At 66.9% G+C, this 16,764-nt stretch carries 15 protein-coding genes; 4 read left to right on the forward strand and 11 right to left on the reverse strand.

Annotated features, from left to right (window positions below):
* Positions 1-233: 233 nt before the first annotated feature.
* The 3 genes from W930_RS0122540 to W930_RS0122550 form a co-directional block, all read right to left on the reverse strand.
* Positions 234-2,018 (reverse strand): penicillin-binding protein 2, encoded by a 1,785-nt coding sequence (locus W930_RS0122540; protein ID WP_023595032.1) that lies wholly within the window; start codon positions 2,016-2,018, stop codon positions 234-236.
* Between the two features lie 276 nt (positions 2,019-2,294).
* Positions 2,295-3,104, reverse strand: a complete 810-nt coding sequence (locus W930_RS0122545; protein ID WP_051399210.1) for a DUF3047 domain-containing protein — start codon at positions 3,102-3,104, stop codon at positions 2,295-2,297.
* Positions 3,105-3,220: 116 nt separating this feature from the next.
* Positions 3,221-3,847, reverse strand: a complete 627-nt coding sequence (locus W930_RS0122550) for a LysE family translocator (protein ID WP_023871881.1) — start codon at positions 3,845-3,847, stop codon at positions 3,221-3,223.
* 152 nt (positions 3,848-3,999) lie between these two features.
* Here W930_RS0122550 and W930_RS0122555 point away from each other — a divergent pair, with 152 nt between their 5' ends.
* Positions 4,000-5,370: a hypothetical protein gene (locus tag W930_RS0122555; protein ID WP_145929470.1), complete on the forward strand. Its 1,371-nt coding sequence runs from the start codon at positions 4,000-4,002 to the stop codon at positions 5,368-5,370.
* 27 nt (positions 5,371-5,397) lie between these two features.
* On the opposite strand, the gene W930_RS0122560 is transcribed toward W930_RS0122555, so the two are convergent.
* Positions 5,398-5,943: a chromate transporter gene (locus tag W930_RS0122560; protein ID WP_029754800.1), complete on the reverse strand. Its 546-nt coding sequence runs from the start codon at positions 5,941-5,943 to the stop codon at positions 5,398-5,400.
* Positions 5,925-6,497 (reverse strand): chromate transporter, encoded by a 573-nt coding sequence (locus W930_RS0122565; RefSeq protein ID WP_023871878.1) that lies wholly within the window; start codon positions 6,495-6,497, stop codon positions 5,925-5,927. The genes W930_RS0122560 and W930_RS0122565 overlap by 19 nt, the downstream gene beginning before the upstream one ends.
* A 241-nt stretch (positions 6,498-6,738) precedes the next feature.
* On the opposite strand from W930_RS0122565, the gene W930_RS0122570 reads away from it, so the two are divergent.
* Positions 6,739-7,662 (forward strand): LysR family transcriptional regulator, encoded by a 924-nt coding sequence (locus W930_RS0122570; RefSeq protein WP_023871877.1) that lies wholly within the window; start codon positions 6,739-6,741, stop codon positions 7,660-7,662.
* Between the two features lie 37 nt (positions 7,663-7,699).
* On the opposite strand, the gene W930_RS28545 is transcribed toward W930_RS0122570, so the two are convergent.
* Together W930_RS28545 and W930_RS0122580 are read right to left on the reverse strand one after the other, a co-directional pair.
* Entirely contained in the window at positions 7,700-8,308 is a 609-nt protein-coding gene (locus W930_RS28545) for a TlpA disulfide reductase family protein (protein ID WP_023871876.1), read from the reverse strand.
* A 117-nt stretch (positions 8,309-8,425) separates the two neighbouring features.
* Positions 8,426-9,577 (reverse strand): transglutaminase-like domain-containing protein, encoded by a 1,152-nt coding sequence (locus W930_RS0122580; RefSeq protein WP_023871875.1) that lies wholly within the window; start codon positions 9,575-9,577, stop codon positions 8,426-8,428.
* Positions 9,578-9,683: 106 nt separating this feature from the next.
* Here W930_RS0122580 and selD point away from each other — a divergent pair, with 106 nt between their 5' ends.
* Positions 9,684-10,763 (forward strand): selenide, water dikinase SelD, encoded by a 1,080-nt coding sequence (gene selD / locus W930_RS0122585; protein ID WP_023595041.1) that lies wholly within the window; start codon positions 9,684-9,686, stop codon positions 10,761-10,763.
* 50 nt (positions 10,764-10,813) lie between these two features.
* Here selD and W930_RS0122590 read toward each other — a convergent pair whose 3' ends face one another.
* The 4 genes from W930_RS0122590 to W930_RS0122605 all read right to left on the reverse strand — a co-directional run bounded on the left by W930_RS0122590 (position 10,814) and on the right by W930_RS0122605 (position 15,494).
* Positions 10,814-11,635: an alpha/beta fold hydrolase gene (locus W930_RS0122590; RefSeq protein ID WP_023595042.1), complete on the reverse strand. Its 822-nt coding sequence runs from the start codon at positions 11,633-11,635 to the stop codon at positions 10,814-10,816.
* A 14-nt stretch (positions 11,636-11,649) separates the two neighbouring features.
* Entirely contained in the window at positions 11,650-13,221 is a 1,572-nt protein-coding gene (locus W930_RS0122595; protein WP_023595043.1) for a benzoate-CoA ligase family protein, read from the reverse strand.
* Between the two features lie 165 nt (positions 13,222-13,386).
* Complete coding sequence (locus tag W930_RS0122600) at positions 13,387-14,973, reverse strand: 3,4-dehydroadipyl-CoA semialdehyde dehydrogenase (protein WP_024788713.1); 1,587 nt, start codon at positions 14,971-14,973, stop codon at positions 13,387-13,389.
* Positions 14,974-15,023: 50 nt separating this feature from the next.
* On the reverse strand, positions 15,024-15,494 hold the full coding sequence (locus tag W930_RS0122605) for a DUF4863 family protein (RefSeq protein WP_023871873.1): 471 nt from the start codon (positions 15,492-15,494) through the stop codon (positions 15,024-15,026).
* 270 nt (positions 15,495-15,764) lie between these two features.
* On the opposite strand from W930_RS0122605, the gene W930_RS0122610 reads away from it, so the two are divergent.
* On the forward strand, positions 15,765-16,679 hold the full coding sequence (locus tag W930_RS0122610; RefSeq protein ID WP_023595044.1) for a helix-turn-helix transcriptional regulator: 915 nt from the start codon (positions 15,765-15,767) through the stop codon (positions 16,677-16,679).
* The last annotated feature ends 85 nt before the right edge of the window (positions 16,680-16,764 follow it).

The raw sequence follows: 16,764 nt of genomic DNA on the forward strand, positions 1-16,764 counted from the left end.
CGGGCGGCCCCCGATCCGATCCACCGCTGAGGTGAGAACCGGGGACGGCGGAAATTGAACAACTCGACTTGATTTACCGCTGAGGTGAGAACCGGGGAGGGCGGAAATTGAACGACTTGACTTGATTTACCACTGAGGTGCGAACCGGGGAGGGCGGGGCCATCACGACTCGATCCCCATCGACCACCGGGATCGGCGCCGGAAGGCACGCAGTGCGCCTCCCGGACGGTCACTCAACCGTGCGCGCCTTTGTCGTCCGGCGGCGAGTCGGATGTCGGCGCCGCCAGGATCACGCCGGGTCGCACCGGAAGGTCCGGCCGAATCCCCAGTAGTGGCAACGCCTGCGACGCAATCTCCGCAAACGCCGGCCCGGCTGCCTGTCCGCCAAAGTGTTGCGATGCCTTTGGTTCGTCGACCGACACCGCAATCACCAGGCGCGGCGCCGACAAGGGCGCAATCCCGACGAACGATGCGCGGTATTTCGAATGGTCGTAACCATGGGCGCCGGCCTTGTAGGCCGTCCCGGTCTTGCCGCCAATGCTGTACCCCGCCACCTGCGCCGTGGTGGCGGTGCCGCCGGTGTCGACCACGCCCGCCAGCATCTTGCGCATCTCGGCGGCCGTGCGGGCGTCGATCACGCGCACGCCCTCGGGCTGCACCGGTGTATCGGGCTTGATGATCGAGATGGGAACGAGCACGCCGTCGTTGGCGAAGATGGTGTACGCGCGCGCCAATTGGAAGAGAGACGCGGAAATGCCATAGCCGTACGCCATCGTGGCCTGTTCGATCCGACGCCATGATTTGTACGGACGCAACCGGCCCGACACGGCCCCCGGAAACCCCAGCTTCGGCTGCTGACCCAGGCCGATTTCGGTGAACATGTCCCACATCTCCTCGGCCCGCAGCATGGTCGACACTTTGGTCATGCCGATGTTGCTGGACTTCTGGATCACGCCCGCGGCCGTCAGCACACCGTTCGCACTGTCGTCGCTGATGGTCGCCCCCTCGAAGACGTAACGCCCCGGCCCCGTGTCGATCAGGGTCGACGGCGTGAGGCGATGCAGATCGAGCGCCAGCGCCATGGTGAAGGGCTTGAGAATGGAGCCGGGCTCGAAGACGTCGGTGAACACGCGGTTGCGCAACTGCTCGCCGGTGAGATGCTCGCGGTCGTTGGGGTTGTAGGTCGGCAAGTTGGCCAGCGCCAGCACCTGCCCCGACTTGGCATCGATCACCACCGCCATCGCGGCCTTCGCGCCGGTGCGGTCCAGCGCATTCTTGAGTGCCTCGTACGCGATGTACTGCACCCGGGTGTCGAGCGTCAGGCGGATGTCCTTGCCATCGCGCGGCGGGCTGGAGTCGTCGAGATCCTGGATGGTTCGGCCGATACGGTCTTTGATGACGCGCCGAACCCCGGCAGTGCCTTCGAGCAACGACTCTTCGCCCAGCTCCATGCCTTCCTGGCCCTTGTCCTCGACGTTGGTGAAGCCCACGACGTGCGCCGCCACTTCGCCTTCGGGATAGAAGCGCTTGTATTCGCTGCTTTCGTAGACGCCCGGGATGCCCAGCGCTTCGACCTGCTTGCCGATCTCGGGCGAGACCTGACGCTTCACGTAGACGAACTTCTTCTCGCCGATGAGTTTGGTGCGCAACTCCTTGGGCGGAATGTCGAGCAACTTGCTTGCCTTGCGGATGTCGCTGTCGGACAGGTCGTCCGGCACTTCGGCGGGCACCGCCCAGACAGTGCGCATCGGCAGGCTGGTTGCCAGCACGCGTCCGTCGCGATCTTCGATCTTGCCGCGCACGGCGGGCATCACGATGGTGTGCTCGTAGCGCTTTTCGCCCTGCGCGATGTAGAACCCGTTGCCCGGGCCGGCAATCCAGAACGCCCGCACGACCAAACCAATGAACGCCAGGGTGATGCCGATGACGACGAGTTTGGAGCGCCACAGCGATGTGCGCGATTGCAATACCGGACTGGAGGCGAACGTGACGTCCTTGGGCTGGCGATTCTTTTGCATGGCGCTCGCGGGGCGTTGAGAGGCGTGAACAGCACTGAGCCGGTGGCAAACCCTGGCTCGAATTCTAGGCGAGATAGCGTAGCACGCAAGTGACTGTTGCAATAGCGCAAAAGCCCCGTCGGACGGGGCTTTCAGGGTATATTTCGATGCGGATGCGCGGCATTTCCATCAGGGTCTCGACAGGTGAAACCGAGCATGCTTTTTCGCGATGGATTTTTGCCCGGAGCGATACGTCGTCGCGCACCCCGCTTCTGGTTTGCCATCGGCTGCTGCCGCCTATTTTTCCGCCCCGAACCGCACGTCGCCATACCAGGCATGTGCACTCGCGTGGGTGTTGTCGCTGTCGGTGAAAACGCCGTAACCCAGCAGCCTGCCCGGCTTCTCCCTGAACACCCGCTCGTAATCGGCCGCGAGGTTTCGGCTGAACGTCTGCCACTTGCCGAGCGACGCATCGCCTCCCGCCACCACGAGCATCTGCACCCGGTCGGTGTGCGGGTTCTGGATGACGCCGCCCGGCACGGCGTCGTTGGACCAGATGTACATGAGCGTGGCGTATGGCAGGTCTTCGCCGCCCGCCTTGGCCAATGTCATCGTCGCGCGATCGCCGAACGGCAGCTTCGACTTGTCGCCATCGAAGAAGAACACGAGCCGCGCCGGTGAATCTTCCTTGTCGGCCACACGGTTGTCCGCGCCCGGGATGGCGTTGTCGACTTTCCAGCGCCACGTCACGACAGGCGTCGCGCCCAGGTCGATCCGGTCGCCCTTGGCCATGAGCGCCGAGGCGGAATCGGCGGCGTTCGCTTCGACGACGTTGCTCCGACCATCGGCGACGACGGTGTACGTCGTCAGCTTCTTGCCGCTCACGACCGGCAGGTTCTGCCAGCCGGCGAGCGAGGTGCTGCCGGGCGCCGCCCGCGAAAACGCGACGGCGGCGACGGCCGGGGGCGGCGGCGCGGCGGCGTCGGCCGCGAACACCGGGTCAACGGGCCCGAGTCCGGCGATCAGGCAGGCCGCCGCGCCAAGCACGCGTAGCGGTGGAACATTCGGGGAACGCACTGAGCGAAGCGGCGAAACGATGCGAGGCATGGTGAGCGACTCCGGCGTTTGTGACGTTTGTGACGTTTGTGACGTTTGTGACGTTTGTGACGCTCTCGACGTTTTTGACGTTTTACCCTCGGAACGCGGCGCCCGACCGCGCGGGCTCAGCGCTGCTGCATGGCCACACGCAGACCGAGGCCGATGAAGAGGCTGCCGATGATCTTGCCCTGCCAGCGCAGCAGCCACGTGAAGCGCTTCACGAATCTGCCCAGTGGACGCACCGACAAGGCGATCGCGGCGGTATACAGCGCGCTCATGGCGACGAATACCATGCCGAGCACAAGGAATTGCAGGAAGACGTTGCCCTCGTGCGCATGCACGAACTGCGGCATGAACGCGAGAAAGAAGAGCGCCGTCTTGGGATTGAGCACTTCGGTCGCCACGGCCTGCACGAAGGCGCGTCCCGGCGATACGCGAGGGGCCGTCGGCAATTGCGGGTCGCTCAGAGGCTCGCGCAACGCCTTGATGCCCAGATAGATCAGGTACGCCGCCCCCACGTATTTGACGACATCGAATGCCAACGCGGAGGTCATCAGCACGGCCGACAATCCGACAGCCGCGCACAAGGTGTGCACGAGATCGCCCAACGCGATTCCCACACCGGTCATGACCCCCGCCCGTCGCCCACCCTGCACGGTGCGCGTGATGGTCAGCAGTACGGCCGGTCCGGGAATCAGAAACAGCCCGAGAACGACAACGACGAACGTGGCAAGCGTGGCTAGGGTCGGCATGGGGCCTCCGGTGAGATCGATGGCGATGCAATGACGACATCATCCCAGATTCCGCGTGGATTCGCCCGAAAGCGATACGGGCGAATCCGGAAGCACGCCGCAGGCACTGCGCCGACGATGCTCGCCTCATTCATCGAACGGAGACATGCGATATGCCAATGACTTGCGCCGGCCCCGCCATCAACCCCACCGTTCCCCCCGCGAACACGTTCCTTCAGCTTGGCATGCGCGTGGTGACGTGCGTTCGGGACGGGTTTCGCGATGATTTCGCAGGCATGACCGCCTGCCTTCGCGAGAGCGGATGGCGGTGTTTGCTCGACGAGGCGTGGCACAACGCGAGCGAACGCTTTCGGGTTCGCGGTGTGACGCTGCCCGAGGCAGCGGACGTCACCTTCGCCTGCGCCGCCAGCATACTGGCGATCGGCGCGACCTGCCGGTATCTGTGGCCTGAACTCCGGGCACTGGAGCGGGCGATCGCCGAGGGGGACGGCGCGCGGCGCGAATGGGCGTTGCAAACTGACGCGCAATTGCGCCGCCGGACGCTGGCCGACGTCACTGCCATGCGCCAGTGCATGGCAGCGTTCGAAGCGACCGAAGCCGATGCTAATGCTGCCAATACCACCACTGCCACCAATGCGGGCGTTTCCGCGCGCGATCACGATCGCATGTCGCCGACGTCGCGCCGTAGGCTGGCCGAGATGCGCATTTCGGAAGCTCTGGTGCTGCATGTCGCAGACGCGCCGCAATCCAGCCTGGCGCAAAGCGACCGCGTCGCGGGCCTCTGCCAGTTGCTGGCACACGGGCTCGGCTTTCGACTGCCCGCGGCGCGGCTGCGGACGCTGCACGTGAGCGACGCGCGCCCTTCCCTGATTCGCTTCGACGAGGCTTTCGCCCTGTTGCGCGAACGTCTCGAGCCGGATTGGCGACGCGACACCCCGGGCGCGCCGACGTTTTGTGTGCACCCGATCGATGTCCAGCTCTTCGATCCCGCGGAGACGACCGACGATCTGTGCGCGGACGTTCGCGACGCGCGTCGGCTTCTCACGCACCCGGAAGCGCTGCGCCGCGTGCGCTCGCGCGTTGTCGCGCTGATCGCCGCGAGCGTACGTGAAGACTGCGGGGGGACAGGAGACTGGCGGGCGCTCGCCGAGCGCGCATTACGCACCGCCGCGCAATTGGGCATGACGTGCGGGCGGGTGCTCGGCGCGCTGGGCATTGCCACGCGCTCTGGCGTGAGCGCTCGCGCCGCATGGCGGTGGAGCGACGAGGTCCCGATGGCGCCAGGCAGGCACCCCGCGCCAGCCATCGAGGCGGACGTTGCGCAGTGGGTCGCCCGCACCATGCTGCTCGCGGGCAAGACCGCATGCCCGCCACGCCTCGCGGCGCTGGCACGCGGCGATACGCCGGCGTCGCTGGTGATCGGCTCGGCCGCATGGACCGATCTGGTCGATGGCATCGCGGTGCTGGGACGCGAGCACTGGCGCGTGGCGTACGCGCAGGTGTGTGGGGTCGGCCGGGCCTGAACCCGCCCGGTCGCGCGTCTGGCGCGTCTACAGGTAGGCGCCGCCCAACAACCCTGCGACGCTGCCTGCCGCGAGCCACCAAAGCGGGTGCACACGCGTACGAATCGCCAGCACCGCCACGCTTGCCGTGATGCCGGCGAGCAGCCATGAGGTGGCCGATGCCTGTGCGATCAAGGCGGCGCTCGCGGCCACGAGCCCGGCGGTCATGGGCACCAGACCGGCCTGAACGATGCGTCGCCACGGCCGGTCCTTGAACCGCTCCCACAAATGCAGGACACCGACGGTGATGAGCGACGAGGGGCCGAATTTTGCAATGGAGGTGACCAGCATGCCTTGCCAGCCGGCCACGTGCCAGCCAACCAGCGTCACGATCATGAGGTTCGGGCCCGGCGCGGCCTGTCCCAGGGCGAATAGCGCGCTGAACGCTTCCGAGGTCATCCAGTGATGCACGTCGACGACTTGCCGCTCCATCTCCGGCAGGATGGTGTTGCCGCCGCCGAAGGCCAGTACCGACAGCTGGGTGAAGATGACGGCCAGCGAAATGAGGGTGCCGGTCACTGCGACACCCGCCATGTGGCATAGATCGAAATCGGCGTCATCACGGCCATGGTCAGCACCAACGGCACACGCAGCACGGCAATGGCGATGAAGCACGCGAGCGCCACTGCGCCGAGCACCATCGATTTGCGCAGCGGCCACGACACCTTCCAGGCCATCTGAATCAACAGGCCGGCCGCCGCCGCCGCGAGCCCGGCAAACAGATGCTTGACGTGCGGATCGTTCTGAAAGTGCTGGTAGATCATGCCGAGCAGGATCACCACGGCCGACGGTGCCGCGATGAGCCCCAGGATCGACGCGAGCGCGCCGCGCCAGCCGTGAAAGCGCATGCCCAGCGCGACGGACAGGTTGATGATGTTGCCGCCGGGCAGAAACTGGCAGAGCCCGAGCAGATCGGTGAACTCGGCAGGCGTGAGCCATCGGTGCTTCTCGACGACCATGCGCCGCGCGAGCGGCAACGCACCGCCGAATGCGGTCATGCCAAGGCCGAGAAAGCCGAGGAACAGCGCGCGGACGCTCGGCGCGGGGCGGGTGTCGCCCGGCATCGCGACGGACGTTGTCGACGGCATGGAAGCGGGGGGGCAAGAGGCCGCCGGGACACGCGTCGTGGAACCGACGTCGGCAGCGGAGGGAGGAGGGGCCGGAATACACATGGCGGGTTCATTCTGAAAACGTGACTGCTTTGGGGGCCGCCCGGCCCTGGGCGCCATCGAGACAGCGATGCATGGGCCGCGCGGGACCCCTTGAGCGTAGGCGGATTCCGCTATATTGTCCAATATATGGAAGTGACTTGAATTATATCGAATCAATATGGCAAACATCGACGTACGTCTGTTGCGCTACTTCATTGCGGTAGCCGAAACCGGGCACATGACGCGGGCGGCCGAGCGGCTGGGCATCGGCCAGCCGCCGCTTTCGCAGCAGATCCGGGTGCTCGAGACGCAATTGGGCGTCACGCTGTTCGAGCGGCTGCCGCGCGGGATGGCGCTGACCGACGCCGGACAGGCCTTTCTTGCCGACGCGTACGAAGTCGTGCGCAAACTCGACCAGGCGGTCGACGACGTACGTCGCGTGGCGGCGGGGGTGAAGGGGCGGCTCTCGGTGGGCTTCACGAGTTCGGCGGCGTTGCATCCGTTCGTGCCGACGGTGATCCGGGCGTTCCGCGCCGACGCGCCGTCCGTTTCCCTGATGCTCGACGAAGCGAGCACGAGCGAGCTGCTCGACAGCCTGCGCGACGGCCAGCTCGACGTGGCCTTCATTCGTCAGCCGCAGGGCGATACGGGGCAGATCACGTTTGTGCCGGTACTCGAAGAGCCGATGGTGCTCGCCGCACCGTCGGCGCATCCGTTGGCCCTCACGGGGCGCGCGGGCAAGGCGGTGGTCCCGATGACCGCCATCGCTGCCGAGAAGCTGATTCTTTACCGGCGACGCACGGGGCAGGGATTGTACGACGCGATCATCGCCGCATGCCACGGCGCGGGCTTCAGCCCGAACATCGAACAGGAGGCGCCGCGTTTGCTCACCACGCTCTCACTCGTGGCGGCAGGGCTCGGTGTGTCGGTGGTGCCCGCATCGCTCATGCGCATGCAGGTGGAGGGCATCGTGTACCGTCCGCTCGCGCCGCCGCCGCGCGCGCCCCTGTACTGCGCCTATCGCGAGGGCGTGCTGGCCGGCCCCACGGCGCGGCTGCTCGATCATGTCCACGTCGCGGCGCGCTCGGTCGCGCCGGAATAGGGCAGGCGTGTGCGGGTCGACCGGGAGCGGCGGCCCGTCAGGCGGACGTGCCGCCCTTTTGCGCGAGCAGCGTTTCGATGTGGCCGTGCAGACCGACGTCGCTCCACTCGAGTTCGCCCATGCGCCAGAAGCGCGCATTGCCGGCGCGGTCGATGAGATACGTCGCCGGCAGTCCGATCGGACCGAAGCGCTTGTAGACGGCGCCGTCGATGTCGAGCAGCACGGTGCCGTCGATGGGGACTTTGTCGACGAACGGCTTCACGGTGGCCGGCGGTTCCTTGTAGTTGACGGCGACGAGCATCAGTCCGCGCTCGCGATACTGCCGCGCCACCGCTCCCATGGCCGGGATTTCCTCGCGACACGGCGCACACCACGTCGCCCAGAAGTTGAGGATGACCACTCGCCCGCGCCATGCCGACGAGGCATGCGTGGTGCCGTCGAGGGCCGGCAGCGAAAACGCCGGTGTGGCGCCGCGCCATGCCGAGAGCGTGCCGCCGGAGGTGCCGGCCAGCACGCTGTCGTCGACTTGCGCCGCGCCCTTGGACGGTCCTGCCGCCATGGTCGGCGCGCTCATGCCGCCGATCGCGCCGACGGCTCCGGCGGCGCCAATGGCGCCCATCGTGTGAAGGAAATGTCGGCGCTGCATGGCAAGGCGCTCCTTGGGACGTGATGTCGCGCCGCACGTTGCGCGGCGCGATCATTCTGGTGGCCGGTCGGTCGGCAGATCGACCGTTCGGCGTGAACGAAAGGCAAACGCCGCGGGTCAGGCGGTCAGCTCGCGCGCGCTCATGCGATAGCGGAACGTGTCCGGGTCAAGACTGTCGAGCCGGGCATTCGCCACTTCGCCGTTCGGATACATGAGGAACGGCACGGGCTCGCGGTTCGCTCGCGTGGCGCCCGGCAGCGCGATGTCCGCGCCGTGATTGAATGCGACCCAGTTCATTTCCCACTGACCAAAGAGCATGGCGCGGGCAGCGCGTACGCGCAGGTCGTCGAGCGGCAGGCCGCCGGGCACTTCCTCGAGCACGACCTTGCGCACGTCCGCCGGGTCCACTGGCACCCAGCCATAGCCGGCGGCATGGAATTCGGCGCGGCAATGCTGGGCCCGCGTCACGTCGCCGGCCTTGCCCAGGCTGTTGAAACCATGCTGCGAGGTGGCGACCCGCACGCCGTAGGCGTCGCGCGCCGGAATGCCCACCGAGCGCGCCAGCGCGGTGAACAACGCGTTGATGTCGGCGCATTTGCCCGCGAGATTGCCGGTGGTAAGCATGTAGCGCACGTCGCCCGTGCCGCAGCCGCGCACCGATCCTTCACGCCGACAGTTGTCCACGATCCACTCGTAGATGGCGCGCGCTTTCTCCACGTCGCCCTGTTGGCCGCGCGTGATTCTCTCGGCGGTCTCGCGCACGAGCCCATCCGTCGGCTGGAGCGTCGTGGGCTGCAGATACTGGCGCAGCACGGCCGGCGCTTCCTTCGGGGCATCGGCCGACGGCGGCTGCGACAAATCGACGCGCCTGTCGCGTGTGGCGAAGGTGTTGACCAGCGTGACGGTACGGGCCTGCGTCGCATCCGGCCAGGCGACCGCGAGCATCGGTACCCCCACGCCCGCCGCGCCGCGCACCATGCGAAGTTCCGCCTTCGCGCCGGGCGCCTCCCAGCGGGTGCCGAGTGCCTGCTGGTAGCCGCCGCCGGGCGAAGTCGCCACGGGCAGCCAGACTCGCGCGGGGCCGCCGCCCGCGGCGGCGGCGGGCAGATCGACCTGCGTCGTCAGCTCGAATGTGCGCCAGCCGTCGGCGGCGTCGTGTGTCGAGGCGGCGCGCGGCGACGCGTGTGCCTGGACGGGCAGCAGCGAGCTGGTGAGAAGGGAGGCGGGCAGGGCGCAGGCGCCCAGAGAGAGAAAGCGGCGACGTTGCATGGAGAGGTCCCCTGAGGTTCAGCGCTCACGGCGCATGTGAGAGGGTGCTACAAGGGCAAAGCTGCTCCATAATACGTCGAGATTCGATAAACGAACACCAACCACCATGACCGCAATCGATGCAACCCAAGCGGGCGCCACGCCGGCCGCTCCGCGCCTGACTTCGCTTTCGCACGGCGGCGGCTGCGGCTGCAAGATCGCGCCGGGCGTGCTGTCCGAACTCCTGGCCCGCAACGATACGCCGCTGCCCGCGCCTGCCGCGCTGCTCGTCGGCACGGAAACGTCGGACGATGCCGCGGTCTATCAGCTCAACGACGAGCAGGCCATCATCGCCACGACCGACTTTTTCATGCCGATCGTCGACGATCCGTACGACTTCGGCCGCATTGCCGCGACCAACGCGCTGTCCGACATCTACGCCATGGGCGGCAAGCCGATCTTTGCGCTGGCCATCGTCGGCATGCCGATCAACGTGCTGCCGCGCGAGACGATTCGCGACATTCTGCGCGGCGGCGAATCGATTTGCGCCGAAGCGGGCATTCCGATTGCCGGCGGACACAGCATCGACTCGGTGGAGCCGATCTACGGCCTGGCGGCACTCGGCGTGGTGCATCCGAAGCGCCTGAAGCGCAACGCCGACGCTCAGGCCGGCGACGTGCTGGTGCTCGGCAAGCCGTTGGGCGTCGGCGTCATGTCCGCCGCCCTGAAGAAGAACCAGCTCGACGACGCGGGCTATCGCCTCATGATCGATGCGACCACGCGCCTGAACCGCGTCGGACCGGCCCTCGCCGCGCTGCCGGGCGTGCATGCGCTCACCGACGTGACCGGCTTCGGCCTGCTCGGGCACACGCTCGAGATGTGCCGCGGCGCGAATCTGGCCGCGTATTTGCGCATGGCCGACGTGCCGCTGTTCGACGGTGTGCGCGAACTCGCGGACAAGGGATGCATTACCGGGGCTTCCGGGCGCAACTGGGCGTCTTACGGCGCATCGGTGGAACTGGGAGATCGGTTGACCACGCGCGATCGCGATCTGCTGTGCGATCCGCAAACGGCCGGCGGCCTGCTGGTGTCGTGCGCGCCCGGGGCTGTCGACGACGTGCTGGCCGTCTTCCGTGCCGATGGCTTTGCCGAGGCGGGCATCGTTGGGGCAATGCGCCCCGGCAAGCCGGGCGTACGCGTGATCTGATCCGTCACGGGACCGTGGGCGTTCCCCCGAAACGGGAGACGCCCGCGATGTCATGCGGCCTGCCGCTCGGCGTGCGCGCCGATGAACGCCACGATCACCTCGCCCAGCGCCTGTGGCGCGTCGCGATGCGGCGAGTGTCCGCAGGCGGGCAGCTTCACCACCCTGGCGTGCGGCACGTTGGCCGCAATGCTGTCCATTTGCGCCATCGTGCCGTACTCGTCATCTTCACCCTGAATCGCCAGCAGCGGCTTCGTGATGCTCGCCACCGCTCCGACCAGGTTCCAGTCGCGAAACGCCGGGTTCAGCCAGATGTCGTTCCATCCCCAGAACGCGGAATCGACGTCGTCGTGATAGCGCGCGAGCTTTGCCCGCAGATCGCTCGTCTCGTACACGGTCTTCGTCCTGGCGATGCTGTCCACCGAGAGGTCCTCGACAAACAGATGCGGCGCGATGACCACGGCACCGGCGAGCCGGTCAGGGAAGGCCGCCGAGAACAACAGCGAGATCGAACCGCCGTCGCTGTGACCGACAAGCCAAACGCGCTCGGCCTGAGCCGCACCCACACCGACGGCGTCGAGAAACGCGGGCAGGACTTCGCGTGCCTGCCGGTGCATGAAGTCCACCGGCCATTTCTCGTCATGCGGGCGCGGTGTTGAGCGACCGTAACCGTTGCGCGAATACACGAGGCCGCGAAATCCCCCGGCCTCGCAGAGTTGCTGTGGCCAGTCCTTCCACATGGCCACGGAACCGAGCCCTTCGTGCAGGAACACGAGCAGGGGGGCCTGGCTGCGCTCGGGGTGAATCCAGCGGTACTCCAGCGAGAGCGGGCCGTGCGAGGCCGTCTCGATCTGCGCGAACTGTACGTCCGACATCGTTCTCTTTTCTCCTATAACAACTCGCGCAGCTTGAAGCGCTGCACCTTGCCGGTAGCCGTTTTCGGCAGGTCGTCGACAAACACCAGCTCGCGCGGATACTTGTGCGGTGCCAGACGCGACTTGACGAAGGCCTTGAGCTCGCTGGCCATCGCCTCGGTCGGCGCCATGCCCGGCTTGAGCACGACAAACGCCTGCGTCTTGGTCAGGCCGTTATCGTCGCGGCCGACGACCCCCGCCTCGAGCACCGCGTCGTGCTGCATGAGCACCATTTCCACTTCGATGGGCGACACGTATTGGCCGCTGACCTTGAGCATATCGTCACTGCGCCCGGCATAGACGTAATACCCATTGGGTAGACGTTGATACTTGTCGCCGCTCTTGAGCCAGTCGCCGAGGAACGTGGCGCGCGATTTCTCTCGATTGCACCAATACATCAGCGCCGCGCTCGGCCCGCGAATGTAGAGGTCGCCGATCTCGCCGTCCGGTACCGGGTGACCCTGTTCGTCCCGCAATTGCACTTCATAGCCCGGCACCGGCTCGCCGGTGGTGCCGTAGGCGACCTGGCCCGCACGATTCGACAGGAAGATGTGGAGCATCTCGGTCGAGCCGATGCCGTCGAGGATTTCGGCGCCGAAGTGCGCTGTGAACCGCTCGCCGATCTCGCGCGGCAGCGCTTCGCCGGCCGACGTGCACAGGCGCAACGCCACGTCGGCGCGCGCAGGCAGGTGCGGCGAGGCGAGCAGGTTGGCGTAGAGCGTGGGCACACCGTAGAAGATCGTCGGTCGATGGCGGCGAAGCCGCAGGGCCACGGCTTCAGCCGTCGGACGCTCAGCCATCAGGATCACGGTCGCCCCGACCGACAGCGGGAACGTCAGTCCGTTGCCCAGACCGTAGGCGAAGAAGAGCTTGGCCGCCGAGAAGGCAACGTCGTCTTCTCGAATGCCCAGCACGTTTCGACCATAGGTCTCGGCGGTCCAGTAAAGGTTGGCGTGCGTATGCACGGTGCCCTTGGGCTTGCCGGTCGAGCCGGACGAATACAGCCAGAAGGCGATGTCGTCGCCCGCGGTATCCGCCGGTACGGCGCTCGGCGGGCCGTCGACCAGGGCGTCGAAGGTCGGGAGCGCGGGGGCGGCACCGGCTTCGGCGGCGACCGGCTGGGAGACGATGCACGGCGGCACAGGGCCCGTCTGCGCCACTTTGTCGAGGGCGGCCTGCACCGTGGGCATGAGCACGCCGGACGCGATCACGAGTTGCGCCTTGCTGTGCGAGATCATGTACGCATAGTCGTCGGCGGTGAGCAGCGTATTGACGACCACGGGCACCACGCCCGCATACAACGCGCCGAGAAACGCGACCGGCAGATCGACGGTGTCGAGCATGATGAGCAGAATGCGCTGCTCACGATGCACGCCCGCGCGCGCCAGGCCGGTGGCGAAGCGCCGGCTTTGCTCGGCCAGTTCGCCGTAGGTGAGGGCGCGTGTGTCGTCGAGATATGCAGTCTTGGCGGCGCGCTCGCGATTGAGCGCCTCCAGATGCGCGGCGAAGTTGAAGTTCGCCGGCGGTGGGGTGAGTACGGCTTCCATGTTGCCTCCGGTGGATCACCGCGAGAGGTCGCTCCAAATGCGGGGCGCCCACGCGGCGTGAGTTCTTTTGGCGCTCTGTCGGCGCCTGTGTGAATCACCTTGACTGCGACGGCTTGCGGCTTGCTGCGGATAACTTGACTGTAGTGCGCGAATGGCGGGGCAGGGTCAGCCGTTCGGAAATTCCACGGCATCCTGCGTCAGCGCTTCGATCAGCGCGGCGGGGCCCTGAACGGCCGAGCGCACATGATAGAAACGCAGAGCACGCAATCCGCCCAACTCCTCGCCACCGCCGGCGCGACCCGGACCGCCATGCAGCGACTGCGGCATGACATTGCCGTGGCCGGTCTGCGATTTCGCGACGGACGGATCGACGGCGTGCACGCGCCCGTGCGCGTCGGCCAGCGCGAGCGCCGGTGCGTGCATCGCGACCGCATCGTTGCTGTACAGCGAGACGACCAGCGAGCCCCGCGCACGACGGGCGAGCGCGATGGCGTCGTCGAGGTCGCGGTAACCGACGAGTGTGGCGACCGGCCCGAACACTTCCGTGTCGTGGATGCGCACGCCGCTCGTGCCGTCGCGCAGCCCAAGCAGCACCGGCGCGACGCAAGCGCTTTGCGGGCCGGCATCGACGAAGGCGGCATCACGATTACCGTCGTACAGCGTCTCGGCTTCCGCTTGCAGGTGGGCGATGCCCTCGAGCACGGCGCGCTTTTGCGCGAGGCTCACGAGCGCGCCCATCTTCACCGTCTCGTTGCGCGGGTTGCCAACGACGGTCCTCGCCAGACGCTCGGTGATCGCCGCCGCGGCGGCGTCGAAATGTTCGGCAGGGACCAGCGCACGGCGAATGGCCGTGCACTTCTGTCCCGACTTGACGGTCATCTCGCGCGCCACTTCACGCACGAACTGGTCGAATGCGGGCGTGCCGGGCAAGGCGTCGGGCAGCAGGATCGCGCTGTTCAGGCTGTCGGCTTCCACGTTGATGCGCGCGGAGCGTTGCGTGAACGCCGGGTGGGCACGCAGCGTGGCGGCGGTGTCGGCCGAGCCGGTAAACGAGACGATGTCGAACGGGCCGATCCGGTCGAGCAGGCCGGCGGCGCTGCCGCAAATCACCGACAGGCTGCCCGGCGGCAGGATGCCCGCCGCAACGACATCGGCCACCATGCGCTGCGTGAGCCAGGCGGTCGATGTCGCCGGTTTGACGATCACCGGCACGCCCGAGAGCAAGGCGGCGGCGGCCTTCTCCCACAACCCCCAGGCCGGGAAGTTGAAGGCGTTGATGAAGAGCGCGACGCCCGGCGTCGGACGAAACACGTGACGCACCGCGAACGACGCGTCTTTCGCGAGCGGCACGGCGGCACCGTCGAGCAGCGTGTGTGCGTCGCCGAGCGTCGCGCCGAGCTTCGCAAACGTCGACAGCGTGTAGATGGCGCCGTCGATGTCCACGGCGGAATCGGTGGCGACCGTGCCGGCATTGGCGGTGGCAATGGCGTAGTAGTCGTCGCGATTCGCCTGCAGCGTGGCGACGATCTGTGACAGACGCGCGGCGCGCTCGCCATACGACAGCGCGCGCAGGGCCGGGCCGGCGGTATCGCGCGCATACGAGAAGGCGGCGTCGAGATCGAGCCCGGCGCTCGAGACGAAGGCGAGCGTGTCGCCGGTCACGGGGTCGGTGAGCGCGGTGCGTTCGCCGCTGCCGGCCACCCATTGACCGGCAACGTAGTTTTCCAACAAGGCAGGGGTACGCATGTCCATGAACCGATAAGCAAACAGGGAAGCAGGCGGCAGGCGCCTGCGCGCGACGCTCAGGCGCCGCGCGTGAATTCGATGGCGCCCTCGGGCAGCAGATAGAGCACGAGCGCCCGACCGTGGGCGACCGTCGGACGGTGCGCCGTGCCGGGGCCGTACACGCACCAGCCTGCGGGATGACCGTCGAAGGTCGCGCCCGCCGTGAGCGGCATGATCAGATCGATTTCGCCATTCGGGTGCACGTGATGCGGACCGGCCAGATCCGCCATGTCGACAACGTCGACGGAAAAGCCGTGCGTGTCGGGCGAAGGTTTGATGACGCGTCCGTAGCGAATGCCGCCGCCTTCGCGGTTGCACAGCCAGCCTTCGGCGACACCGGTGCGGCAGGCGTCGGCGAGCGCTTCATACCCGGGGGAGCCTGCACCGTAGTGCGTGTTGAGCCAGTCGGCGAGGCCGGCGTCGAGCGGGCGTTGGTCGATTTGCCGGGTGAGCGCGGCAATCAGCGCCTGAAATTGAGGCACATCCATCCATGTCTCCTGGGGACGTTCGCAGGCGCTACACCGGTCGCGGCGGCAGCAGAGGCCCGGCAAAGGCCGGCCGGCATCGTCTCGACAATGCCCTGTCGTTCGCGCGCATGGCGGTCCGCGCACTGTCTGTTGGTATGACGTCGATCAATGGCGGTGCGCAGATGTCTGGCCCGTGTTTGCTTTTTTACCGACGCATGGTGAAAATTAGAGCATGCAAATTTCGCTGTCAAGCAATATATTACATGTTATCTGCTTCGAGGATCTCCCCCGATGAATAAGAGTGCGCAAGCCGATGGGGTGCCGACGGCACGTGGCGCCGGTGAGAAGGACCCGTTCCTGGTCGCGCTGGGCGAGCGGGTACGCACGCTGCGTGCCCGCCGTGGCCTCACACGCAAGGCGCTGGCGCTCGACGCCGGCGTCTCCGAGCGCCATGTGGCCAATCTGGAGTCGGGGGTCGGCAATGCGTCGGTGCTGTTCCTGCGTCAGTTGGCACAGGCACTAAATTGCACATTGGCGGAAATCGTGGGCGACGAAACGACGTCGTCGGCCGAGTGGCTGCTCATTCGCGAAATCCTCCATGGACGCGACGGCGAGGCGCTCACGCGCGCGCGCCAGGCACTCACCGAACTGTTCGCGGGCAGCGAGCGCGACCCGGACCGGCGCGGGCGCATCGCGCTCATCGGGCTGCGTGGCGCGGGCAAGTCCACGCTCGGTCGCATGCTCGCCGACGACATGCACGTGCCGTTCGTCGAACTCAACCGCGTGATCGAGCAACTGGCCGGTTGCCCGCCCTCGGAGATTTACTCGCTGTATGGCGCCTCGGCCTACCGTCGATACGAGTTGCGCGCGCTCGAGGCGGTCGTCGCCGAGCACCCGCGCGCGGTGATCGCCTCGCCGGGCGGCATCGTGAGCGATGCCGCGACGTTCAATTTCCTGCTCACCCATTGCTATACGGTATGGTTGCAGGCCTCGCCCGAAGAGCATATGAAGCGGGTGGTGGCGCAGGGTGACCTGCGACCGATGTCGGGCAATGCCGAAGCCATGGACGATCTCAAGCGCATTCTGGCCGGCCGACAGGACTTCTATGCCAAGGCCGACATGAGCTTCGACACCGGCGGGCGCGCTCTGGCAGACGCCTATTTGCAGTTGCGCGGCCGCCTCGCCGTGCAGTTATCGTCCGACTGACGAGGTGCAACTGCAAAATAATTCATTTTTATTTAACTAAACGGTTGACGGTGGGTTTGTGCTGCACTATATTGCAATCCAACAA

The sequence above is a fragment of the Pandoraea sp. E26 genome (genome assembly GCF_000681415.1).
GTDB lineage: Bacteria > Pseudomonadota > Gammaproteobacteria > Burkholderiales > Burkholderiaceae > Pandoraea > Pandoraea pnomenusa.

What these genes read in the sequence shown, in the direction of transcription:
- W930_RS0122565 (WP_023871878.1), bottom strand. Translation starts at nt 6,497, where the DNA reads ATGCCGTCGACAACGTCCGTCGCGATGCCGGGCGACACCCGCCCCGCG.
- W930_RS28545 (WP_023871876.1), bottom strand. Translation starts at nt 8,308, where the DNA reads ATGCAGCGCCGACATTTCCTTCACACGATGGGCGCCATTGGCGCCGCC.
- W930_RS0122540 (WP_023595032.1), bottom strand. Translation starts at nt 2,018, where the DNA reads ATGCAAAAGAATCGCCAGCCCAAGGACGTCACGTTCGCCTCCAGTCCG.
- W930_RS0122555 (WP_145929470.1), top strand. Translation starts at nt 4,000, where the DNA reads ATGCCAATGACTTGCGCCGGCCCCGCCATCAACCCCACCGTTCCCCCC.
- W930_RS0122570 (WP_023871877.1), top strand. Translation starts at nt 6,739, where the DNA reads ATGGCAAACATCGACGTACGTCTGTTGCGCTACTTCATTGCGGTAGCC.
- selD (WP_023595041.1), top strand. Translation starts at nt 9,684, where the DNA reads ATGACCGCAATCGATGCAACCCAAGCGGGCGCCACGCCGGCCGCTCCG.
- W930_RS0122560 (WP_029754800.1), bottom strand. Translation starts at nt 5,943, where the DNA reads ATGGCGGGTGTCGCAGTGACCGGCACCCTCATTTCGCTGGCCGTCATC.
- W930_RS0122595 (WP_023595043.1), bottom strand. Translation starts at nt 13,221, where the DNA reads ATGGAAGCCGTACTCACCCCACCGCCGGCGAACTTCAACTTCGCCGCG.
- W930_RS0122590 (WP_023595042.1), bottom strand. Translation starts at nt 11,635, where the DNA reads ATGTCGGACGTACAGTTCGCGCAGATCGAGACGGCCTCGCACGGCCCG.
- W930_RS0122600 (WP_024788713.1), bottom strand. Translation starts at nt 14,973, where the DNA reads ATGGACATGCGTACCCCTGCCTTGTTGGAAAACTACGTTGCCGGTCAA.
- W930_RS0122610 (WP_023595044.1), top strand. Translation starts at nt 15,765, where the DNA reads ATGAATAAGAGTGCGCAAGCCGATGGGGTGCCGACGGCACGTGGCGCC.
- W930_RS0122550 (WP_023871881.1), bottom strand. Translation starts at nt 3,847, where the DNA reads ATGCCGACCCTAGCCACGCTTGCCACGTTCGTCGTTGTCGTTCTCGGG.
- W930_RS0122545 (WP_051399210.1), bottom strand. Translation starts at nt 3,104, where the DNA reads ATGCCTCGCATCGTTTCGCCGCTTCGCTCAGTGCGTTCCCCGAATGTT.
- W930_RS0122580 (WP_023871875.1), bottom strand. Translation starts at nt 9,577, where the DNA reads ATGCAACGTCGCCGCTTTCTCTCTCTGGGCGCCTGCGCCCTGCCCGCC.
- W930_RS0122605 (WP_023871873.1), bottom strand. Translation starts at nt 15,494, where the DNA reads ATGGATGTGCCTCAATTTCAGGCGCTGATTGCCGCGCTCACCCGGCAA.